General features: G+C 69.8%; 12 protein-coding genes and 1 pseudogene. 3 read left to right on the top strand and 10 right to left on the bottom strand.

Translation table 11 applies throughout. From position 1 onward, the window contains the following. Positions 1-183: 183 nt before the first annotated feature. The 3 genes from AB0B96_RS19760 to AB0B96_RS19750 form a co-directional block, all read right to left on the bottom strand. Complete coding sequence (locus AB0B96_RS19760; RefSeq protein WP_362900491.1) at positions 184-2,847, bottom strand: exo 1,3/1,4-beta-D-glucan glucohydrolase; 2,664 nt, start codon at positions 2,845-2,847, stop codon at positions 184-186. A 348-nt stretch (positions 2,848-3,195) separates the two neighbouring features. Then, positions 3,196-4,749, bottom strand: coding sequence for an MFS transporter (locus AB0B96_RS19755; RefSeq protein ID WP_362900489.1), 1,554 nt, complete (start codon positions 4,747-4,749; stop codon positions 3,196-3,198). A gap of 124 nt (positions 4,750-4,873) precedes the next feature. Beyond that, positions 4,874-8,221, bottom strand: coding sequence for a BTAD domain-containing putative transcriptional regulator (locus AB0B96_RS19750; RefSeq protein WP_362900487.1), 3,348 nt, complete (start codon positions 8,219-8,221; stop codon positions 4,874-4,876). A 215-nt stretch (positions 8,222-8,436) separates the two neighbouring features. Here AB0B96_RS19750 and AB0B96_RS19745 point away from each other — a divergent pair, with 215 nt between their 5' ends. Beyond that, a complete protein-coding gene (locus AB0B96_RS19745) occupies positions 8,437-8,763 on the top strand; it encodes a carboxymuconolactone decarboxylase family protein (RefSeq protein WP_362900485.1) in 327 nt (108 codons plus the stop codon). A 192-nt stretch (positions 8,764-8,955) separates the two neighbouring features. Here AB0B96_RS19745 and AB0B96_RS19740 read toward each other — a convergent pair whose 3' ends face one another. Beyond that, positions 8,956-10,215 carry a nucleotide sugar dehydrogenase gene (locus AB0B96_RS19740; protein ID WP_362900483.1) on the bottom strand — a complete coding sequence of 420 codons (1,260 nt, stop codon included), beginning with the start codon at positions 10,213-10,215 and terminating at the stop codon, positions 8,956-8,958. Between the two features lie 640 nt (positions 10,216-10,855). Here AB0B96_RS19740 and AB0B96_RS19735 point away from each other — a divergent pair. Beyond that, positions 10,856-12,961: a DUF4082 domain-containing protein gene (locus AB0B96_RS19735; protein ID WP_362900481.1), complete on the top strand. Its 2,106-nt coding sequence runs from the start codon at positions 10,856-10,858 to the stop codon at positions 12,959-12,961. A 44-nt stretch (positions 12,962-13,005) separates the two neighbouring features. Here the strand turns inward: AB0B96_RS19735 and rfbB are convergent, their stop codons facing one another. The 3 genes from rfbB to AB0B96_RS19720 all read right to left on the bottom strand — a co-directional run bounded on the left by rfbB (position 13,006) and on the right by AB0B96_RS19720 (position 15,645). Next, complete coding sequence (gene rfbB / locus AB0B96_RS19730; protein ID WP_362900479.1) at positions 13,006-13,983, bottom strand: dTDP-glucose 4,6-dehydratase; 978 nt, start codon at positions 13,981-13,983, stop codon at positions 13,006-13,008. After that, positions 13,980-15,047: a glucose-1-phosphate thymidylyltransferase gene (locus AB0B96_RS19725; protein WP_362900477.1), complete on the bottom strand. Its 1,068-nt coding sequence runs from the start codon at positions 15,045-15,047 to the stop codon at positions 13,980-13,982. The genes rfbB and AB0B96_RS19725 overlap by 4 nt, the downstream gene beginning before the upstream one ends. 133 nt (positions 15,048-15,180) lie before the next feature. Then, positions 15,181-15,645, bottom strand: coding sequence for a GtrA family protein (locus AB0B96_RS19720; protein WP_350944228.1), 465 nt, complete (start codon positions 15,643-15,645; stop codon positions 15,181-15,183). Positions 15,646-15,680: 35 nt separating this feature from the next. Between AB0B96_RS19720 and AB0B96_RS19715 the strand changes: the two genes are divergently transcribed. Beyond that, positions 15,681-16,730, top strand: a complete 1,050-nt coding sequence (locus tag AB0B96_RS19715) for a glycosyltransferase family 2 protein (RefSeq protein ID WP_362900475.1) — start codon at positions 15,681-15,683, stop codon at positions 16,728-16,730. A 31-nt stretch (positions 16,731-16,761) separates the two neighbouring features. Here AB0B96_RS19715 and AB0B96_RS19710 read toward each other — a convergent pair. The 3 genes and pseudogenes from AB0B96_RS19710 to AB0B96_RS19700 form a co-directional block, all read right to left on the bottom strand. Then, positions 16,762-17,472: pseudogene (locus tag AB0B96_RS19710) on the bottom strand (GNAT family N-acetyltransferase); the annotation flags it as partial. Then, positions 17,472-18,626, bottom strand: a complete 1,155-nt coding sequence (gene rffA, locus AB0B96_RS19705) for a dTDP-4-amino-4,6-dideoxygalactose transaminase (RefSeq protein WP_362900473.1) — start codon at positions 18,624-18,626, stop codon at positions 17,472-17,474. The pseudogene AB0B96_RS19710 and the gene rffA, both read right to left, overlap by 1 nt. Positions 18,627-18,705: 79 nt before the next feature. Continuing rightward, positions 18,706-20,414: hypothetical protein (locus AB0B96_RS19700; protein WP_362900471.1), on the bottom strand; the 1,709-nt coding region annotated here is incomplete at its 5' end.

The raw sequence follows: 20,414 nt of genomic DNA, 5'->3' as shown, positions 1-20,414 counted from the left end.
CGCCACGGTGTCGTCAACGGGGTCTGCCCCACCGACCGGGAGGCGTTCACCCGCGTCCGGTGAGCACGGGCGAACGCCTCCCGGACAGAGCCGGCCGATGCCGGCCGATGCCGTTGACGACACCGTGGTCGGTCATCGGGAGAGCCAGGGCCCACCGGGAGGCGTTCGCCTACGTCCTCGGTGTCAGGTCAGGTCCTCGCACTTCTTCGCGTCGGGATCGTCGGCCGCCTGCGGCACCCAGCGGACGTTCGCGAACGACGCGGAGAAGGCCCCCTCGGTGTAGACGAGGAACGGGGTGTTGACCACCTCCAGGTCGAGGCCCGCCGCGGCGAAGCAGGCGACGGGGATCTTCACGGTCGACTTCACGCCGACCGGAAGCCCCTGGAAGAGGGAGGTCGCCACCACCTCGGAGAGGCACGGATAGACACAGTGGACGCCGAGCACGGTCCTCGCGGCCGGCGCCTGGTGGACGATCGTGTCGAAGACCAGCGCCCCCTTCGTGTTGAGGTAGCCCCGCAGGTCCGTGCCACCCGCCGGGTTCTGCAGGTAGAGCTGGGCGGGACCGATGCCGGTCCAGGTCGCCTTCAGAGCGTCCTGCTGCACGTTGACGTCGGAGGGCACCACGGTGATCTCGGCGTGCGCCGCCTCGCCGTCGGCGCCGATCTCGGTGCCGCCCCAGTTCTCGGCGGAGCCGATGAAGCTCTTGTACGGCGCGATGTCGGTGCGGTTGAAGATCTCCAGGTCCTCGCTCGCCTCGCCGCCACCGCCCTGCTCACCGCAGCCGAACGGCGGCGCGGTCTCGTCGAGCTTGCCGACCTGCCCGCTCTGGCCGTCACGCAGGCCGTACCCGAGCGGGAAGAGCGGGTCGTATCCGTCGGCTCCCGGGTTGAGCGGCGACTGGCAGGCGCTCTTCGGCCACGAGTACGGCAGCCTGCCGGTGAAGCCGTCGTGGTGCTTGCCCCGGACGAGCACGTCGGCGACGCCGCCGCCCTCGGTTCCCGGCAGCCACGCCGCGACGAAGGCGTCGGAGCGGTTGAGCTCCTTGTTCATCCACAGCGGCCGGCCGCCGACGTAGACGGTGACGACGGGGGTGCCCTTACCGGTGACCTTGTCGAGCACCGCGAGGTCGGCCGGGTAGATCTTGGCGGCCTCCAGCGTGCGCCGCGCCAGGTCGCCGATGCCCTCGGCGTACGGGGTCTCGCCGATCACCGCGATGACCGCGTCGTACGCCGAGGGGTCGACGCCGTCGCCGGTCTCGCTGAAGGTGACACGGGACTGGCCGAGCGCCTCGCGCAGCCCGCCGAGGATCGTCGTGCCCCTGGGGAAGTCGGCGTTGACGTTGTTCGTGCCCTGCCAGGTGAGGGTCCATCCGCCGGTCTGGTTCTGCAGGCTGTCGGCGCTCTTGCCGACCACGAGGACCTTGGACTTCGCGGCCAGCGGCAGCACCCTGCCGTTGTTCTTGAGCAGGACCTGCGATTTGCGCACGGCCTCCCTGGCGAGCCTCCTCGTCTCCGCCGCGTCGGCGGACCCGGCGAAGGCGCGCTTGGAGGGCTTGGGACCGTCGAGCACTCCGGCGCGCAGTTTCACCCGCAGGATGCGCGTCACCGCGTCGTCGATGCGCGCCATCGGGATCGCGCCGCTCTCGACCTGGGCGATCGTGTTGGTGATGAACGCCTTCCAGTCGTTGGGCACCATCACCACGTCGATACCCGCGTTGATCGCCTGGGGACAGCTCGCGTTGGTGCATCCGGCGACCTGGCCGATGCCGTTCCAGTCGGAGACGACGACGCCGTCGAAGCCCATCTTCTGCTTGAGGATGTCGGTGACGACGCGCTTGCTGCCGTGCAGCTTGCCCTCGTCGATACCGAGGTCGGCGTTCTTCCAGCTGTTGAACGAGACCATCACGCTCTGGGCCCCGGCCGCGAGGGCACCGTAGTAGCCCTGACCGTGCACGTTGATCATCTCGGCCTCGGACGAGGGGTTGACGCCCTGGTCCACGCCCTTGAGGGTGCCGCCGTCACCGATGAAGTGCTTGGCGGTGGCGATGACGCCGTCCTGGCCGATACCGCGCGGATGCTTGCCCTGCAGGCCCTTGACGGCCTCGTACCCGTACGCCCGGGTGATCCTGGGGTCTTCGGAGAAGCCCTCGTACGTGCGGCCCCACCGGTCGTCGAGGGGGACGGCGACGCTGGGCGCGAACGCCCAGTCCTGGCCGGTGGCGCGCGTCTGCCGGGCGGTCGCCGCCCCGATGTCGCGCACGAGACACGGGTCCTGGGCGGCGCCCAGCCCGATGTTGTGCGGGAAGACGGTGGTGTCGTAGACGTTGTTGTTGCCGTGGACGGCGTCGGTGCCCCAGATGACGGGGATCTTCGCGCGGGTGGCGACGGAGGCGTTCCAGTAGGCGTCGGCGAGGTCGAGCCAGGCCTTCCGCGCGGCGTGCTTGTCGCGGCCCGGCCAGGAGCCGCCGCCGTTGAGCACCGAGCCGATGAAGTATCGCCCGACCTCCTCCGGGGTGATCGCGACGATCTCCGGCTGGGTCATCTGGCCGACCTTCTCGGCGAGCGTCATGCCCGCGAGGATCTTCGCCACTCGCTTCTCGTCGGACCGGTTCTGCTCGATCCTGCTCTTGACCTTGGGCCATTCGGAGAGGGCGGGCAGCTTCTTCTCGATGCGGGCACAGCCGCGTGCGTCCAGGGCGGGCTTGCCGATCACCGGCTGCCGGCCGCCCGTCGCGGTCTCGGCGCCCGCGCTCGGAATCCCGGTGACGCCCGCTGACAGGACGGCGAGACTCGCCAGCACCGCGAGTCCGCTCCGGCGGGCGCCCTGTCGGGCGAAGGGTCTGATCATCGAGGATCCGTTCTCGAGGTACTGCGATGGACCTGCGGATCCCCCGAGTCCGCACTTCGCAGATCCTGACGCTGTGACACAGCCGAGTCAATACTCTCGCGAGAGCGCTCTCTCATACAAAAACCTGCTCTGCGCATGCCTTGCGACCCTAGAACCGCTTCTACCAGGGGAATCTCAACATCCGCACCTTCGGTGTTACATTTAAGTGAGAGCGCTCTCAGGAACCGGGCCCGCTCGCGGCGAGACGTCGCGAGCGGGTCGACGGTCAGGGCTCGGCGCCACCGCGGTCGACGGCGAGGACGCGGGTACCCGAGGGAAACGGGGAAGCCGATCACCTCGGGGTCCCGTTCAGCCACGCGCCTCGGGAAGAAGCTCCTCGGGGATCTCGGGAATCACGTCGGGGACACCGCGCAGGCCGGCGAGCGAGACCACCGCGAGTACGGCGATCATCATCGCGGCGGTGATCGCGGTCACCTGGACCCCGGCGACGAAGGCGAGCCTCGCGGCCTCGGCGACGGTCTCCCCCAGTCGGCCGGGAAGTGCCGTGGCCGCCTCCAGCGCGGTGGGCAGCGACTCCACGACGGGAGCGGCCACCTCGCCGGGCAGCCCTTCGGGGAGCCGGAGTTCCCCCCGGTAGACACCGGTCAGGACGCTGCCCAGCACGGCGATACCCAGCGCGCCGCCCAACTCGAAGGACGTCTCGGAGATCGCCGCCGCGGCACCGGCCCGTTCCCTGGGCACGCTCGCGAGCACGGTGTCGTTGGTGACCGCGAACGTCAGCCCGATGCCCACCCCGCAGACGATCATGGGGCCGAGGAAGTACAGGTAGGAGGTGTCCGGCGTGATCCGGCCGTAGCAGGCGAAGGCCACGGCGGCCATCGCCAGGCCGAGCGCCACCGTCCTCGCCCGGCCCCACCGGGCGATCAGACCCGCGGCCAGGACCCCGCCGACCGCCGCCGACAGACCTCCGGGCAGTCCCGCGAGACCGGCCTGAAGGGGTGACCAGCCCAGGACGAGCTGGAAGTACCAGGCGAAGATCAACGACAGCGCGGACATGCCGAAGATGGCGATGAGGTTCGCGCCGACCGAGGCGGAGAAGGCCCTGCGCCGGAAGAGGCGGACGTCGATCAGCGGCTCGGCCAGCCGGGTCTGCCGCCGCGCGAACAGCGCCAGGGCGATGATCCCCACCGCACCCCCCGCCAGGACACCGGCGTCGGTGACGCCGTACGCGGCCGCCTCCTTTACAGCGTAGATCAAACCGATCACGCCGGCGATGGACAACGGAACGCTCACGAGGTCCACCCGCCCCGCGGCGGGGTTGCGCGACTCGGGGAGCACGAGGAAACCGGCGACCACGATGAGCAGCATCACCGGCAGGTTGATCAGGAAGACCGATCCCCACCAGAAGTGGTCGAGCAGCAGGCCGCCGCCGACCGGTCCCAGGGCGAACCCCGCCGCGCCCATCCCGCTCCACAGGCCGACCGCCGTGGTCCTCTCCTTCGGGTCGGTGAAGACGTTGCGGATGATCGACAGGGTGGAGGGCATGATCGTGGCGCCCGCCACGCCGAGCAGGGCCCGGGCGGCGATGAGCAACTCGGGGGTGGGAGCGTACGCGGTCACCGCCGAGGCCGCTCCGAAGGCCACGGCGCCGATGAGGAGCAGCCTCCTGCGGCCGATCCGGTCGCCGACGTTGCCCATCGTGATCAGCAGCCCGGCGAGCGCGAACCCGTACGCGTCACCGATCCACAGGATCTGGGTGGACGAGGGCCGCAGGTCCGCGACGAGCTGAGGGAGGGCGAGGTGCAGGACGGTGACGTCGACGGAGAGGAGCAGCGCCGCCAGGCAGGCGACGGCGAGGGTCGCCCATTTGCGGCGATCCGTGATCGGGGAGTGATCCTTCATGCCCGCCATCGTGATCGGCGGCGCTGACGGCCCGCGCACCTCCCGCTGACGGTCCCCTCATCACCGCCGTGACCGGACCGCGCGGGTCCCCGATCATCTCGGAATCCAGGACATCCGGGCGAGATCACGTGGCGAACACCGCGAGCACCTCGCTGCGCGACAGGCGGGTTCCCGCGCGCCACTCCCGCTCGTAGGCGGCGTCACCGGTCCGGGCGCGGACGGCCGCCGTGACGCCGGTGTCGAGGTTCGCCGCCGGGGTGCCGCCGAGGGCCGTGGCCGCGCCCAGCAGCCGGGCCGCGCCCGTGGCGTCCCTCTCCAGTAGCGCGACCTCCGCCAGACCTTCGAGCACCAGGCCCGCCACCGGCGAGTAACGCCGCAGCGCGGGTTCCAGTGCCCTGAGGTGCCAGGCCCTCGCCCCGGCGCCGTCTCCGCCCGCCGCGGCGATCCGGCCCAGCTCGACGGTGATCCGCGACCGGATCTCCTCGGTGGTGTACCACTCCTGCGTGCACAGCTCCAGGGCGCCGAGGGCGAGGGCGCGCGCCTCGTCCAGATCCCCTCGGAGCCTCGCGACCTCGGCGAGGCCACGCCGGACCTTGGCCATCACATCGGGAACACCGGCCCTGCGGGCGTGGCCGGCCGCGCGCAGGTACTCGGCGTGAGCGGCCGCGAGATCACCGTCGCGTACGGCCGACGCGGCCTCCTGGCAGACGAGCTCCGCGATGTCCTCGTCCGATCCGAGCTCCCGCGCCAGCCGGAGCGCCTCACCGGCGAGCGCGCGCGACGCGGCCCTGTCCTGCCGCAGGTCGGCGAGCCCGGCCAGCTCGGCCAGCGTGAGCGCGCTCCCCCAGCGCTCCCCGATGGAGCCGAACAGCTCCAGTGCCTCCCCGAAGTGGTGCTCGGCGCTCGCGGCGTCGCCTCCGGACAGATGGAAGTAGCCGTAACCGAAGCGGCTGAGCGCCCGTACCCACGGATCGGTGATGACGGGCAGCGGCGGTTCCGGCAGGAAGTCGGGCGGTCCGGTGAGCATCGGCCACAACATGGCCAGGAACGGCCACCGGTACGGCCGGTCGAGCGGCGGGATGATCTCCGCCAGCGGGACGAGGCGCCGGGGCGACCGCGACTCGCCGAAGGCGGCCACGAGCACGCTGATCGCGTACTCCTCCTCCATCCCCTCGATCGGCGCGACCCCCGTCACTCCCCCGGACGGCACCGGCCCCGCCGCGCTCCCGACCGGCTCTTCGGCCTGCTCTTCGCCTCGCGCCGATCCGGCCGCCTTCTCGGCCGTTCCTTCGGCCGGTACCGACCCGGTCACCTTCTCGGTCGCTCCCTCGGCCGGTACCGACCCGGTCGCGTCCTCGGCGGAGGGCGATCCGATCGCGACGAGCAGGTCGGCGGCGAGGCCCGCGCCCTCCGAGCGGCGGCCCCGCAGCCACCAGTACATGGCGAGTCCCGCGACCAGGCGCAGCGCCTGCTCGACCCTGCCGGTGTCGACGGCCCAGCGCAGCGCGGCGTGCAGGTCGTCGCGTTCCTCGTCCAGCCTGCGCAGCCACTCCAGCTGCCCGGCACCGCGCAGGTGGGAGTCCGCCGTGGCCGCCAGGTCCGCGTAGTACGAGGCGTGCGCCTCGCGACGCGCCTCGGTCTCGCCGGTCTCGGCCAGCCGTTCGGCGCAGTACGCGCGGATGGTCTCCAGCATCCGGTAACGCTCGCCCACCCGCTCGACGAGCGACTTCTCCGCGAGGGAACTCAGCAGGTCGACGACCTCCTCCTCGCTCGGTCCGCACACCCGGGCGGCCGCCTCCAGCGTGGCGCCGCCCACGAAGACGGTGAGCCGTCCGGCCAGCGACCGCTCGTCGTCGTCGAGCAGGTCCCAGCTCCAGGCGACCACGGCGCGCAGCGTCTGGTGCCGGGGCAGCGCGGTGCGGCTGCCGCGTGACAGCAGCCGGAAACGGTCGCCCAGCCGGGACGCCACCTCGGCCACCGGCAGGGAGCGCAGGCGCGCCGCGGCGAGTTCCAGCGCGAGCGGCAGGCCGTCCAGGGCGCGGCAGATGCCCAGCACCTGCTCGACGTTGGCGTCGTCGACGCGGAAGCCGGGACGCACGGCCGCCGCCCTGTCGGCGAAGAGCCGCACGGCGGGGTAGGCGAGGGCTTCTTCGGCGCCGGTGCCCGCCCTCGGCACCGGCAGCGGCGCGACGGGGTGGAGCACCTCCCCGGTGATACCGAGCGCCTCCCTGCCGGTCGCCAGGACACGCAGTCCCGGGCAGGCGGCGAGCAGGTGGCCGGCGAGCTCGGCGACCTCCGCGACCAGGTGCTCGCAGTTGTCCAGCACGAGCAGCACGGGCCGGTCGGCCAGCACCGCGACCAGCCTGGCCAGGGGGGCCGGAACCGGGCGTCCGGGGAGCAGACCGGCGTCGCGGACACCCAGCGCGCCGAGTACGGCCTGGACCGCCTCTCCCGCGCCGAAGACGGCGGCCAGTTCCACGAAGCACATGTCGCCGGGCTCCTTCGCGGCGACCTCGCCGGCCAGCCGGGTCTTGCCCGCGCCGCCGGGACCGACGAGGGTGACCAGTCTCGCCTCGCCGAGCAGCGCGTGGAGCCTGGACATCTCCTCTTTTCTGCCGAAAAAACTGGTCAGCGGGGCCCGCAGTCCCGACCTGACGGGCGCGGCGGCGGCGCCCTCGCCGCCCTCACCGCCGGCGGCACCGTGAGCGGCACCGGCCGCGGGGACGCCGGCGAGGGCGGGGTCGGCCCTGAGCACCGCGAGGTGCACGGCGGCCAGCTCAGCCGACGGGTCCACCCCGAACTCCTCGCCGAGGACCCGTCTCGCCCCCTCGTACACCTCCAGGGCCTCGGCCTGCCTGCCCGAGCCGTACAGGGCGCGCATCAGCTGCCCGTACAGCCGTTCCCTGAAGGGGTGGGCGGCGGTGAGTCCCTGCAACTCGGCGACGAGCTCACGGTGACGGCCCAGCTCCAGCTCCGCCTGGACGCGGTCCTCCACGCAGTCGAGCCTGAGCCCTTCCAGCCTGGCCGAGGGCGCCGGGGCGAACGGCGAGTCCCCCACGTCGGCGAGCGCGGGCCCGCGCCACAGGGAGAGCGCCTCGCCCAGCAGCCGCACGGCCCTGTCGTGCTCGCCGGAGGCGAGTGCCCGGCGACCCTCCGCGACGAGCCCTTCGAATCGGTGGGCGTCGACGGCGTCGGCCCCGGCCGCGAGCCGGTAGCCCGCCGGGTGGAACTCGATCACCTCCTGGTCGCCGAGTGCCCTGCGCAGCCGCGAGACCTGGGACTGCAGGGCGTTGGCGGCGTTCGCGGGCGGGTCGTCGCCGTACAGGCCGCCGATCAGCCGCTCGGTGGTCACGACCTTGCCCACGTCGAGGAGGAGCATCACGAGCAGCGCGCGCATCCCCTGTCCGCCCACGACGACCACGCGGCCACCGTCGAGCCGAATCCGGGTGGGGCCGAGGATGTCGAACCGCATATCCCGATTATCGCGGCATCCCGCCCGCCGCCGATCGGAGTCCGCGCGTGCAACACGGGATGATCCCTGGTACGAAATACATCTACATACCTGGACTTTAGGGAAAAAAGATCTTTCCCTGAGGCCGGAAGCGGCGGGGGCGGACGGGGTAAGGACTCCACTGGCCGTTCCCGGCGGGGAACGGCTGCCGGGGGGCTTCCACACGGAGGTATTCGATGAGACATGTCTACGGCTGGGAACACGGTGAGAACGAACCCGGCGACCTCTTCGGGGTGACCATCGAGAACCTCTTCGCCGAGGTGTGGTCCCGGCAGGGAATCTCGAACCGCGACCGGCGCATGCTGCTGATCGGCCTGCTCGTCGGCCAGGGCATGAACGAGGACGTCGACCTCCAGTTGGACGCGGCGCTGCGAACCGGCGACCTCACCCCCGACGAGCTCCGCGAGATCGTCGTCTTCCTCACCCACTACGCGGGATGGTCCCGGGGCGGCAGGCTCAACAACCAGGTCGAGGAGCTGATCGCCCGCGTCATGAGGTCCTGACTCGTGCTCCGAGTCGGCGACGGTGCTCGAAACCCGATCGCCCGCGTCATGAGGTCCTGCCCCTCCGGCGCAACCACCCCCGGCCGGGCCCACCGCTCCCCCACCCCGTCGGATCGCGGTCATCCGGCGTGGGGCGTCCCGGCGGAGGCCGCCGGGACGCCCCACGGCGCGAGGTCACGGTCTCTCCTGAGGTCACAGCCTCTCGACGTTCGGCCCCCGGCAGCGGTTGCGGGTGTCGAAGACGAGGGCGCTCGCCCGCTGGACGAGCTCGTAGTCGAAGCAGTCGTGGTCGGTGAGGACCACCACCGCGTCCGCCGCCGCCAGCTCCCGCTCGGAGAACGCGACGACCTTGATGCCCTGCGGCAACAGGAAGCAGTCCACGTGCGGATCGGCGGCCCGCACGTCCGCGCCCAGCTTGCGAAGACCCCTCACCACGTCGATCGCCGGTGACTCTCGGCAGTCTCCGGCGTTCTTCTTGTACGCGAGGCCGAGCGCGAGCACCCGGCTGCCGTTGACCGGCTTGCGCAACCGGTTCAGCGCGAGTCCGATCCGGTGCACGACGTGGTCGGGCATGTGGTCGTTGATGTCGTTGGCCAGTTCCACGAACTGGAAGTTGTGTCCCAGGCTGCGCTTGACCTTCCACGACAGGTATGACGGGTCGATCGGCAGGCAGTGCCCGCCGACGCCGGGACCGGGGGTGAAGCGCATGTATCCGAACGGCTTGGTGGAGGCGGCCTCGATCGCCTCCCAGACGTCGATGCCGAGTTGCTGGGCGAAGATCGACAGCTCGTTCACCAGGGCGATGTTGACGTGCCTGAAGGTGTTCTCCAGGAGCTTGCACAGCTCTGCCACCTGCGGCGAGGAGACTCGGACCACCTTGTCCACTATCCTCGCGTAGAACGCCTCGACCCTCTCCAGGGACGCCCCGTCTATCCCGGAGACGACCTTCGGCGTGTTCCCCAGGCGCCAGTGCGCGTTGCCCGGGTCGATTCGCTCGGGACTGTAGCCCAGATGAAAGTCCTGTGGTGCCCGCAGCCCTGAGCCCTCCTCCAGCAGCGGCAGCAGATACTCCTCGGTGGTCCCCGGATAGGTGGTGGACTCCAGAACCACCGCGGCACCCCGCCGCAGCAGCGGGGCGAGCGACTCCCCCGCCGCGCCGATGTGGCGCAGGTCGGGAACGCCCTCGCGCAACGGCGTCGGCACGGTTATCACACAGACGTCGAACCCCTCGGCTGCGGCGTAGTCGGCGCTGGCCATGTATCGGCCGGACCGGTGGGCCAGGGACAGCATCTCGTCGTCGACGTCCTCGACATAGGACTCGGCGGCGTTGAGGCGCTTGACCCTCCACTCGTCCACATCGATTCCCACGACGTCGAAGCCCGCTGTGACGGCCCCCATCGCAAGTGGCAGGCCGACGTACCCCTGGCCGATCACCACCAGTTTCTCTTTCACGGCAGAACCCCTGTCGATTCGGGACAAGACAACCTCGACTGTAAGAGTCCTGCTTTCCCGCACCGCCCATCCCGCCATTGTCCGGGCGTGTCGCCCAGGGGCCGGAGCTGCTCAAGCCCTGCACACGAGGCCCTGCCGACCACCGACAACAGAGCAAAAACCTTGAAACATACACAATTACTTCAAATATACTTTTATGTATTTTATGGCCACATTGAAGGCTGTCGACAAAGAGGGCGGGCGGACATGAGGGCGAAAGCAGGCCACCTCCACCTACCCACGAAGACCTCTCCGAACAGCGCAGATGCCACTTTAGTACCGAAAATCAAGCAATATCCAGAAGTATTGGTGAGTAAATTTTCCATCATCCGCACGCCAACATGCGCTTTTCCCGGCCGCACACGAACCCGCGTACGCCAACCCCCACGGCAGAGTCGTCAGCGTGTTAGGTGACACCCTTAAGCGGCGTGACGATAATTCGATTATTTCTCTCAATATCCACCCTCGGTCACCTCTGTGGTTAATGCGACAAATCACACAGAAGGTCGACAAAAATTCAATTTTTATTCATGACAGATCACAGACGACGGATAACACCGGGCGTCTGACGCATCACGAGATCAGTGAGGAGTTGTGTCGCATGTCCAAAACCGTTCGCGACGCGCCCGACCAGACGGCCGGCACGACCGCGACCATGATCGACACCGGAAGGGCCCGGAGCCGGCCGCTCCTCCGGCTCCGCCCGCCCCGACCGCGAGGTTCCGCCGGCCGCGTCCTTTTGAAGGCGGCCGTGGCGGCCGTCCTCGCGATGGGCGCGGTCGCCGGCACCCCCGGCGGCGCCAGCGCGGCCGATCCGGTGAACATCGGCAGCGCCGCGCCGTTCGGAGTGCTGGCGGCCGCGATCACCAACGTGAACTCCACGACGGTCACCGGCAACCTGGGGGTGAGCCCGGGGACCACGGTGACCGGCTTCCCGCCCGGCACGGTCTCGGGGACCAAGCAGATAGGAAACGCCGTCGCGGCGCAGGCCAAGGCCGACGCGACCGGCGCCTACAACGACGCCGCCGGGCGCACGCCCGACGCCACGGTGGCCGCCCAGCTGGGCGGGACGACCAAGGGGCCGGGTGTCTACAACTCCGTCACCGGGAGTTTCTCGATCAGCGGGACGCTCGCCCTCGACGCGCAGGGCGACCCGAACGCCGTCTTCATCTTCCAGGCCTCCAGCCTCGACGCGGCGAACATCAGCAACATCAGCCTCCAGCGCGGAGCCCAGGCCAACAACCTCTTCTGGCAGATCAGCGGCTCGGCGACGCTGGGCACGTACTGCACCTTCCGCGGCAACCTCCTGGCGCAGGGCACGGTCGCGATCGGCAGCGGGGCCAACGTCAACGGCCGCGTCTTCGCGCTCAACGGCACGGCCGCCATCCAGGGCACCGGTAGCCTGCCGTTCACGCGCCTCACCGTGCCGAACGACCCGCCGACCACCACGAGCCTGACCTCCTCGGCCGACCCCGCGTGGAGAGGGGACCCGGTCACCCTGACGGCGACGGTGCAGCAGGTCAGCGGTACGGTCGTCCCCGCCGGCGAGGTGGTCTTCAAGGACGGCTCGACAGTCCTCGGTTCGGCCTTCCAGACCGATGGCATCCCCGCCAGGATCACGGTCTCCGACCTCTCCGGGGGAGATCACAGCATCGTCGCCGTCTATCTCGGGGGGGACACCTTCGACAACGAGGCTCTGATCCACTTCGCGCCGAGCACGTCACCACCCGTCATCCAGAGCATGTCGGACAGCCTGTGGAACAGTGCCGGGGTGCCGGCGGTCCCCGCGCAGCCCGACACGCAGGGGGTCACCCTCGGCGTCAAGTTCAGGGCGGCGACGAGCGGGACCGTGACCGGCATCCGGTTCTACAAGGGCCCGCAGAACACCGGCACCCACATCGGCAGCCTGTGGACGAGTGGCGGCACCCTCCTGGCCAGCGCCACCTTCACCGGCGAGACCGCCACCGGCTGGCAGGAGGTCAGCTTCTCGACACCGGTGGCGGTCACCGCCAACACCACCTACATCGCCTCGTACTACGCTCCGGTCGGCCGCTACGCGACGACCCGCCCCTACTTCGTCTCCGCGTACGTCAACGGCCCGCTCACCGCCCTGGCCGACGGCGCCTCCGGCGGCAACGGCGTCTACACCTACGGGGCGGGGAACACCTTCCCGACGAGCACCTACCAGGCGACGAACTACTGGGTGGACGTCGTGTTCATCCCGACGGACAGCCTGTGGGACAGGGTGGCGGTGCCCAGCGTCCCGTCGCAGTCCGATCCGCAGGGGGTTTCCCTCGGTGTCAAGTTCAAGGCGGCGACGAACGGGAAGGTGAGCGGGATCCGGTTCTACAAGGGCCCGCAGAACACCGGCGTCCACACCGCCAGCCTGTGGGGGATCGACGGCACACTCCTGGCCAGCGCCGTGTTCTCCGGCGAGACCGCCACCGGCTGGCAGCAGGTGAACTTCTCACAACCCGTCAACGTCACCGGCGGCACCACCTACGTCGCGTCCTACCACACCACATCCGGCAACTACTCGACGGACCGCCCGTACTTCACCTCTCAGTACGTCAACGGCGCCCTCACCGCCCTGGCCGACGGCGCCTCAGGCGGCAACGGTGTCTACACCTACAGCCCGAGCAACATCTTCCCGACGAGCACCTACCAGGCGACGAACTACTGGGTCGACCTGATCTTCCACAGCTGACACGATGCTCGTGTGACCGGTGCCCCCGTGGCACGGGTCCGGTGTCAGGGCGTCCGCTCCTTGAGCGGACGCCACCACCGCGGGTTGTCCCGATACCACCGGATCACCTCGGCCAGGCCGTCGCCGAAGTCCTTGCGGGGCTCATAGCCGATGGCCCGGATCTTCGTCCAGTCGACGCAGTAGCGGCGGTCGTGCCCGAGCCGGTCGGCCACCGGCTCGACCGCCTCCCAGCCCGTGCCGAGCGCGGCCAGCAGCCGCCCGGTCAGCTCCCGGTTGGTCAGCTCGACGCCGCCGCCGATGTTGTAGACCTCGCCGGGCGCGCCCTTCCTCAGCACCGTCTGGATGCCTCTGCAGTGGTCGTCGACGTGCAGCCAGTCGCGCACGTTGAGCCCGTCACCGTAGAGCGGGACCTTCTCACCGTCGAGGAGGTTGGTGACGAAGAGCGGTATCAGCTTCTCGGGGTGCTGGTAGGGGCCGTAGTTGTTGGAACAGCGGGTCACCCGGACGTCGAGCCCGTGGGTGCGGTGGTAGGCGCGGCACAGCATGTCGCCACCCGCCTTCGCCGCCGAGTAGGGCGAGTTCGGCAGCAACGGTTCGCTCTCGCTCCAGGCCCCCTCCTCGATAGAGCCGTACACCTCGTCGGTGGAGACCTGAAGGAACGTGCGGACTCCGCCCTCCAGCGCGGCCTGGAGAAGTCTCTGGGTCCCCAGCACGTTCGTCGTCACGAAGTCGCCCGCGCCCGCGATGGACCGGTCGACGTGGCTCTCCGCCGCGAAGTTCACGACCACGTCGTGGCCGGGAACGACGTCCGCGAGAAGCCGCGCGTCGGTGATGTCGCCCCGCACGAACGCGTAACCGGGGTGGCCGTCGAGGGGGGCGAGGTTGGCAAGGTTGCCCGCGTAGGTGAGCTTGTCCAGGACGGTGACCCGTGTGTCCTCGCAGCCGGGCCAGGAGCCGAGCAGCAGGGACCTGGCGTAGTGGGACCCGATGAACCCGGCTCCGCCGGTGACGAGGACTCTCATGCGCGCACCTGGATCCTGCTGTGGTCGCCCACCATGAGCTCGTGGGTGTTGGAGACGCCGGCCGCGCGGCTGACCTCGACGCCGCGCCCGATCAGGGAGTGCGCGATACGCGAGACGCCCTGCACGGAGGAACCGTCGAGCACGATGGAGTATTCGATCTCGGCGCCGCCGACCAGGCAGCCGGAGCCGATCGAGGTGAAGGGGCCGACGTAGGAGGAGAGGATCTTGGTATCCGCGCCGATCACGATCGGACCGCGAAGGACCGAGTTCTCCACCACCGCGCCCGGCTCGACGACGACCCGCCCGGTGACCTCACTCAGGTCGTCCACGGTGCCCCTGATGTCGGGCTCGACGCGTTCGAGGACGATGCGGTTGCACTCCAGCATGTCCTGGAGGCGCCCGGTGTCCTTCCAGTAGCCGCTCACAAGATGCGAGTGGACGCGGAAGCCGTTGTCGAGGAGCCACGCGACGGCGTCCGTGATCTCCAGCTCGCCGCGCGCCGACGGGGTGATCGCCCGGACCGCCTCGTGGATCGCCGGGGAGAAGATGTAGACCCCGACGATCGCGAGGTCGCTGCGCGGGTGCTCCGGCTTCTCCTCCAGCCCGAGGATCTCGCCTTCCGGCCCTATCTCGGCCACTCCGTAGAACTGCGGTTCGGCGACCCTGGTGAGCAGGATCTGCGCGTCGTGGTCGGCCAGGCGGAAGGCGTCCACCAGATCGGTGATGCCGTCCACCAGGAAGTTGTCCCCCAGATACATCACGAACGGCTCGTCGGCGAGGAACTCCCCGGCGATCAGGACGCAGTGCGCCAGCCCGAGGGGAGCCTCCTGGGCGATGTACGTGACGTCCAGCCCGAACCGCGAGCCGTCGCCCACGGCGTCCCGGATCTCGCGGCCCGTGTCGCCGACGACGATGCCCACGTCGGTGATGCCGGCCTGCCGGATCGCCTCAAGCCCGTAATAGAGCACCGGCTTGTTGGCGACCGGGACCAGTTGTTTCGCCGAGGTATGGGTAAGCGGGCGCAACCTCGTTCCCTTACCGCCCGCCAGAACGAGTGCCTTCAACGCTCTTCGAGTCCTTCCGCGAAGAACACATGGCCGTGCGGCCACATGTCCGCCCGACTTTACCGGAACCCGAAATCGACGCCTCTTCACCGGCTCACACCTTTACTGAAGAGCGTACGGCGTTTTGTCGATTTCACACTTTTCCTCGGTCACGGAACACCCACGCCCGGTTTATCGCGTAACTCAGCGGCGGGCTCGTCAGTATCACCATCCCCTGGGCCACCATGATCGGGACCCCGGCGAGTTCCACCAGAAGCGGGACCCCGACGACGGACGCCGCGAGGAAGCTCAGCCCGACCACGTAGAACCGCAGGTAGCCCGCCGGCCAGGAATACCCGGAGTCGCGGAAGACCACCAGCCTGTACCAGGGGTAGACGATCACCACGGTGATCAGGTGGCTGACCACGACCAGGAAAAGATAGGGAACGCCATCTTCAAAGGCCAGCAATCCTAAGCCGAGGAGAACGTAATAGACCATAGCCGTCATGGCGCCGGCGAACAGATATGTGATGCGGTGGCCACCAAAGGCCGAGATCACAGCCGGCCGCCCGAAACGCGGGTTATTGTCACGGACGGTTCCACCTTCGACTTCAACCATGTGACGGCCGCTCCGGATCGTGGTCAGACATTGGGATGAAACAGGATTGTAGTGGGCGACAAGAAATAATCGGGGGATCAATGTCGGTGTCGGTGGTTATTCCGTGTTACCGCTCAGCGCGGACCCTTCCGGCGCTGGTGGACAGGCTCATGCCGGTCCTTCACGGCCTGGCCGTCCGGCACGAGGTGATCCTCGTCGTCGACGGAAGCCCGGACGACACGTGGGAGACCGCCGCGGAGCTGGCCCGCCGGGTCGACGCCGTCCGGGCGATCCGCCTGTCCCGTAACTACGGGCAGCACAACGCGCTGGTCGCCGGCATCAGGGAGGCGGCGTTCGAAGTCGTCGTCACCATGGACGACGACCTGCAACATCCCCCCGAGCAGATCCCCCTCCTCCTGGCCGCGCTCGAAGGCGACCGCCTCGACCTGGTGTACGGCGTCCCGCACGACGAGGAGCACGGGTTCCTGCGGAGTCTCGCGTCCCGGTCGGTCAAGGCCGCCATGGCCGGCGCGCTGGGCATCCGCACCGCGCGTACGATCAGCGCCTTCCGGGCCCTGCGCACGCACATGCGCGACGGGTTCGAGGGCCTGTCGGGACCACACGCGTCGGTCGACGTGGCCCTGTCATGGGCCACCACGCAGGTGGGCTCCGTCGGCGTGCACATGAACGAGCGCGACCACGGGCGATCGAACTACACGCCGCGCCTGCTGGTCGGGCACGCGATGAACATGCTCCTCGGTTACAGCACCGCTCCGCTCCGCGCGGCGAGCTACCTCGGATTCCTCGTCGGTGTGATCGGCCTGCTGCTGGGGGGCGCCGTCCTGTGGCGTTTCGCCGCGGGCGACACCACGGTGGCCGGGTTCACCACCGTCGCCTCGATGGTCGCGCTCTTCTCCTCCGCCCAGCTGTTGTCCATCGGAGTCCTCGGTGAGTACATCGGCCGCATTCACGGAAACGGCATGGGCCGTCCGACGTACGTGGTGCGCGAGCGCGTCGGGTCGTCCGCCGCCGATCTTCCCCAGCGGCCCGGCGGCCCTGGCGTTCACGCACGCGCAGGAGCCGGCTCCGGACCAGATGAACGGTGAGGAGGGTCTGGACGGGCTCGAATCCGTACCTCGCCCATGCCCTCTGCACCCGCGTGTTGTGTCCCTGGGTGGAGATGACGACCTCCGCCGCGCCACGCGCCAGCGCGCGGTCCTCGACGGCCCTGAGCAGGTGGGCGTAGAGACCACGCCCCTGTGAGCCGGAGACCACTCCGGCCAGAAGGATCTCCGTCCGGGGACCGTCCTCCTCCAACGTGGCCAGCCCGAGCGGGCGGGGCACCTCCACTCCGGCGCCTCGATCCTCCAGTGTCAGACACTCCCCCTCCGCGGACGACCTCAGCGCCCATTCCCGGTAGCCCGCCAGGGCCTCGGCCGCGTCGAACAGCGGATTGGCCAGATAGTGGTTCCCGTACACGCCGAAGATGTCGGAGACCAGTGCCTCCACCGCGGCGGGACCGGCCGGCTCCGACGTTCGCAGCCCGGGTGACGGAGCAGGCCCGCGCCCCTCTCCCGCGTGCAGGCGCCAGTACACCAGGGAGTCCGCGAACACGGCGGTCCGGCCGAGCGCGGCCAGCTTCGCGAACCAGCCGACGTGTTCCGCCGGGTACCGGAGCACGACGACGTCCGCGACCGACCCCAGGAGCGCCTCACGGACCGCGGAGAACGGCGCCCCGGACTCCACGGGGACGGTGAGACGCTCCACGGAACATCCGAACCTGGCCGATTCCAGCGGCGACTCCACGGCCCGTACGGCCCGCGCCTCGATCACGTCGCGCCAGGCCATCAGCTCACCTCGTAGGACCGGACGGCGTCGATCACTCGTGCCACGCCGGTCTCGTCCAGGTCGGCGTAGAGCGGCAGCCGCACGAGGCGGTCGGCGACCCTCTCCGCGACCGGGCAACCCCCCGGGGCCACGCGACCGAACCTCACCCCCGCGGGCGCGGCGTGCAGGGGCTGGTAGTGGAACGTCGCCTGCACGCCTTCCCCCCGGAGATGGTCGATGAAGGCCCGGCGATTCTCCAGATCCGGGAACAGCAGGTAGTACAGGTGCGCCGGATGCGCGCAGCCGTCGGGGATCGTCGGCCGGGAGATCCCGTTCCCCCTCGCCCAGTCCGCCAGTTCCTCGTGGTACCGGTACCAGACGGCGTGGCGCCGGAACTGGATCTCGTGGAACGACTCCAGCTGCGAGGTCAGCTGTGAGGCCAGGACGTCGGACAGCAGGTAGCTGGAGCCGATGTCGACCCATCGGTACTTGTCGACCTGACCGCGGAAGAACCGGCTGCGGTCGCTGCCCTTCTCCCGGATGACCTCGGCACGCGCGACGAGACCCGCGTCGTTCAGCAGCAGCGCGCCGCCCTCCCCGCACTGCACGTTCTTCGTCTCGTGGAAGCTCTGCGCGGCCATGCTGCCGAACGATCCGAGCGACCGGCCTCGATAGGATCCGCCCAGGCCGTGGGCGTTGTCCTCGATGAGGGTGAGGCCATGCCGGTCGCAGAGTTCGGCGATCTCCTCCATCGCGCACGCGACGCCCGCGTAGTGGACGACCACGACGGCCCGCGTGCGATCGGTGATCGCCGCTTCGATCAGCCGCTCGTCCACGTTGAGGGTGTCGGGCCTGCAGTCGACGAAGACCGGGACCGCCCCGCGCAGCGCATAGGCGTTGGCCGTCGACGTGAAGGTGAACGACGGCATGATCACCTCGTCGTCGGCCCGGAGATCCAGGAGGATCGCCGACATCTCCAGCGCGTGCGTGCAGGAGGTGGTCAGCAGCACCTGGCCCGCCCCGGTGATCTTTCCGAGGATCTCCGCGGCCCGCCGGGTGAACGGCCCGTCTCCGCAGGTGGATCGTCGGCGCACGGCCTCCCCCAGGTAGTCCAGCTCGTTCACCGAGATGTGCGTCCTGTTGAAGGGGATCGTCTTCAGGTCGGTTGCGTTCACGGCCGAAGTGAACAACGAAAGGACCGGCCGACACGCGTCGCGCCGTCGTTACTTGGCGATCCATTACGCAAGTCTTAGGTCACGCCGATCCGTCCGGAATCCGGTAGACGGCGCAGTCGCCGGAGCGGAACCGCAGTTCGGCGAAGTCCCCGATCCTGGAGGTCCGGCCGGTGCGGCGCTCGTCGGCGAAGAGCCAGCGCACCCCGTAGCGCTCGCGCAGCCGCCCGATCGTGGCCGCCGAGGGGGCCTGGAAGGCGGCGTCGTTCAGCCGGATCCGCTCCTCGTCCCAGAACGGCAGGTACTCCGGCGGGGACCCCGGCCGCCAGTGGCTCATGTTCGCCGCGGTGTAGGTCCATCCCTCGACCAGCACCCGCCGCTCCGACAGGGCGGCCACCCAGAACTGACGGCTGTCGCACGGGTTCTCGTACCCCCAGCGGCAGTGCGCGTTCGTGGCGACCAGGTCGTCGGGGTCCGAGTGGGCGCGCAGCCACCGGCCGGCCTCCAGGGCACCCTGGGGAACCGCCTGAACCGGCACCGGCGGGACCTCCCCGAACGTCCGGGCCACCGGGACGCTCTCCGCGCCCGGGAGAACGCGCGTGAACCAGGCGGCGGGCGGCCCGACCGCCGCGAACGCGACAAGCATGAAGGCCCAGGCCCGCAGGCCGCCGCGCCCGGTCGCCATCAGGGCGACGGCCACCAGCACGACGACGGCCAGGAGCGCGGCGTAGGGCAGGTACAGCACGGTGTCCGGCCGGCCAGGGGGCAGGGGGGTCCTGACGTCGCACAGCATGCGGATCAGGTAGGCCGTCATCACACCGGCGCCGACCGCGTACGCGATCGTCCCGAGCGGCATCCGTGCCCGTCGCACGATGACGGAGAGCCCGTAGGCCGCGACGATCATCATGTAGGGATAGCAGGCCCCGAAGAAGTAGAGCTGGCCGAGGTGAGGGTGCCCGAGCAGGAGCACGGCGGCGACACACGCGGCGCCCATGCCGAGCAGGAGGACCACCGCCGGTCGCAGGAGCAGTCTTGGCCTGCACAGCAGCCCGAGGATCCCGCACCACGCGACGGCCAGGCACAGCGCGTACAGCACCGTGACACCGAGCACCGAGAGCGGCGGCGGCTCGGCCGCGCCGACGTGGCCGGTCAGCTCTCCCCAGGCCCGGCGCAGCAGGGAGAGGGGGTCGACCATCGTCCCCTGCCTCGCACCGCCGAACAGTACTACCTGCGCGAAGAGGGAGCACGCCACCGTCATCCCGAGCGCGACGAGCGCGGACCGTGGTATCCGGCGCCGCCTGATCACCTCGACCCCGACGACGGCGGCCAGTCCCGCGGCGAGCGGGGGAAGGTGGGTGGCCTTGGCTCCCATCACCGCCACCATGAACACGCCGAGCAGGAGCCATCTGCCGACGTCACGTCTCCGGCCTTCGAGGAGGTCGACGAGCAGCAGGACGACCGGGGCGAACAGGAGGGCCCCGAAGGTCTGGGTGGGGCCTGTCCAGGACTGGAAGCCTCTCCAGGTGAACATCCCGAGGTTCACCCCCAGGTAGAGGTTCGGGGCGGTCATGAACACGGTGCCCGTGATGGCGAGGAGTGTGGCGGGGTGGGAGCGGGTGAGGCGGTGGGTGATCATGGCCAGGAGGATGGTCAGGGTGAACATCATGGGGAGCATGCCCAGGCGGAAGAGCAGGACGAGGGGTTCGATGCCGGTGAGGTGGCTCGCGGTGGCGAAGTGGGTGTAGACGAACCAGTGGTAGAGCAGGGGTTGGCCGTCGACCATGGGGACGG

The organism is Streptosporangium sp. NPDC049046 (genome assembly GCF_040649155.1).
Taxonomy (GTDB): Bacteria; Actinomycetota; Actinomycetes; order Streptosporangiales; family Streptosporangiaceae; genus Streptosporangium.
This window is presented reverse-complemented; position numbering and strand designations above follow the sequence as displayed.

Excerpts from the sequence above, each read along its gene's own strand:
- AB0B96_RS19760 (WP_362900491.1), bottom strand. The coding sequence starts at position 2,847 with ATGATCAGACCCTTCGCCCGACAGGGCGCCCGCCGGAGCGGACTCGCG.
- AB0B96_RS19755 (WP_362900489.1), bottom strand. The coding sequence starts at position 4,749 with ATGAAGGATCACTCCCCGATCACGGATCGCCGCAAATGGGCGACCCTC.
- AB0B96_RS19750 (WP_362900487.1), bottom strand. The coding sequence starts at position 8,221 with ATGCGGTTCGACATCCTCGGCCCCACCCGGATTCGGCTCGACGGTGGC.
- AB0B96_RS19745 (WP_362900485.1), top strand. The coding sequence starts at position 8,437 with ATGAGACATGTCTACGGCTGGGAACACGGTGAGAACGAACCCGGCGAC.
- AB0B96_RS19735 (WP_362900481.1), top strand. The coding sequence starts at position 10,856 with ATGTCCAAAACCGTTCGCGACGCGCCCGACCAGACGGCCGGCACGACC.
- rfbB (WP_362900479.1), bottom strand. The coding sequence starts at position 13,983 with ATGAGAGTCCTCGTCACCGGCGGAGCCGGGTTCATCGGGTCCCACTAC.
- AB0B96_RS19720 (WP_350944228.1), bottom strand. The coding sequence starts at position 15,645 with ATGGTTGAAGTCGAAGGTGGAACCGTCCGTGACAATAACCCGCGTTTC.
- AB0B96_RS19715 (WP_362900475.1), top strand. The coding sequence starts at position 15,681 with ATGAAACAGGATTGTAGTGGGCGACAAGAAATAATCGGGGGATCAATG.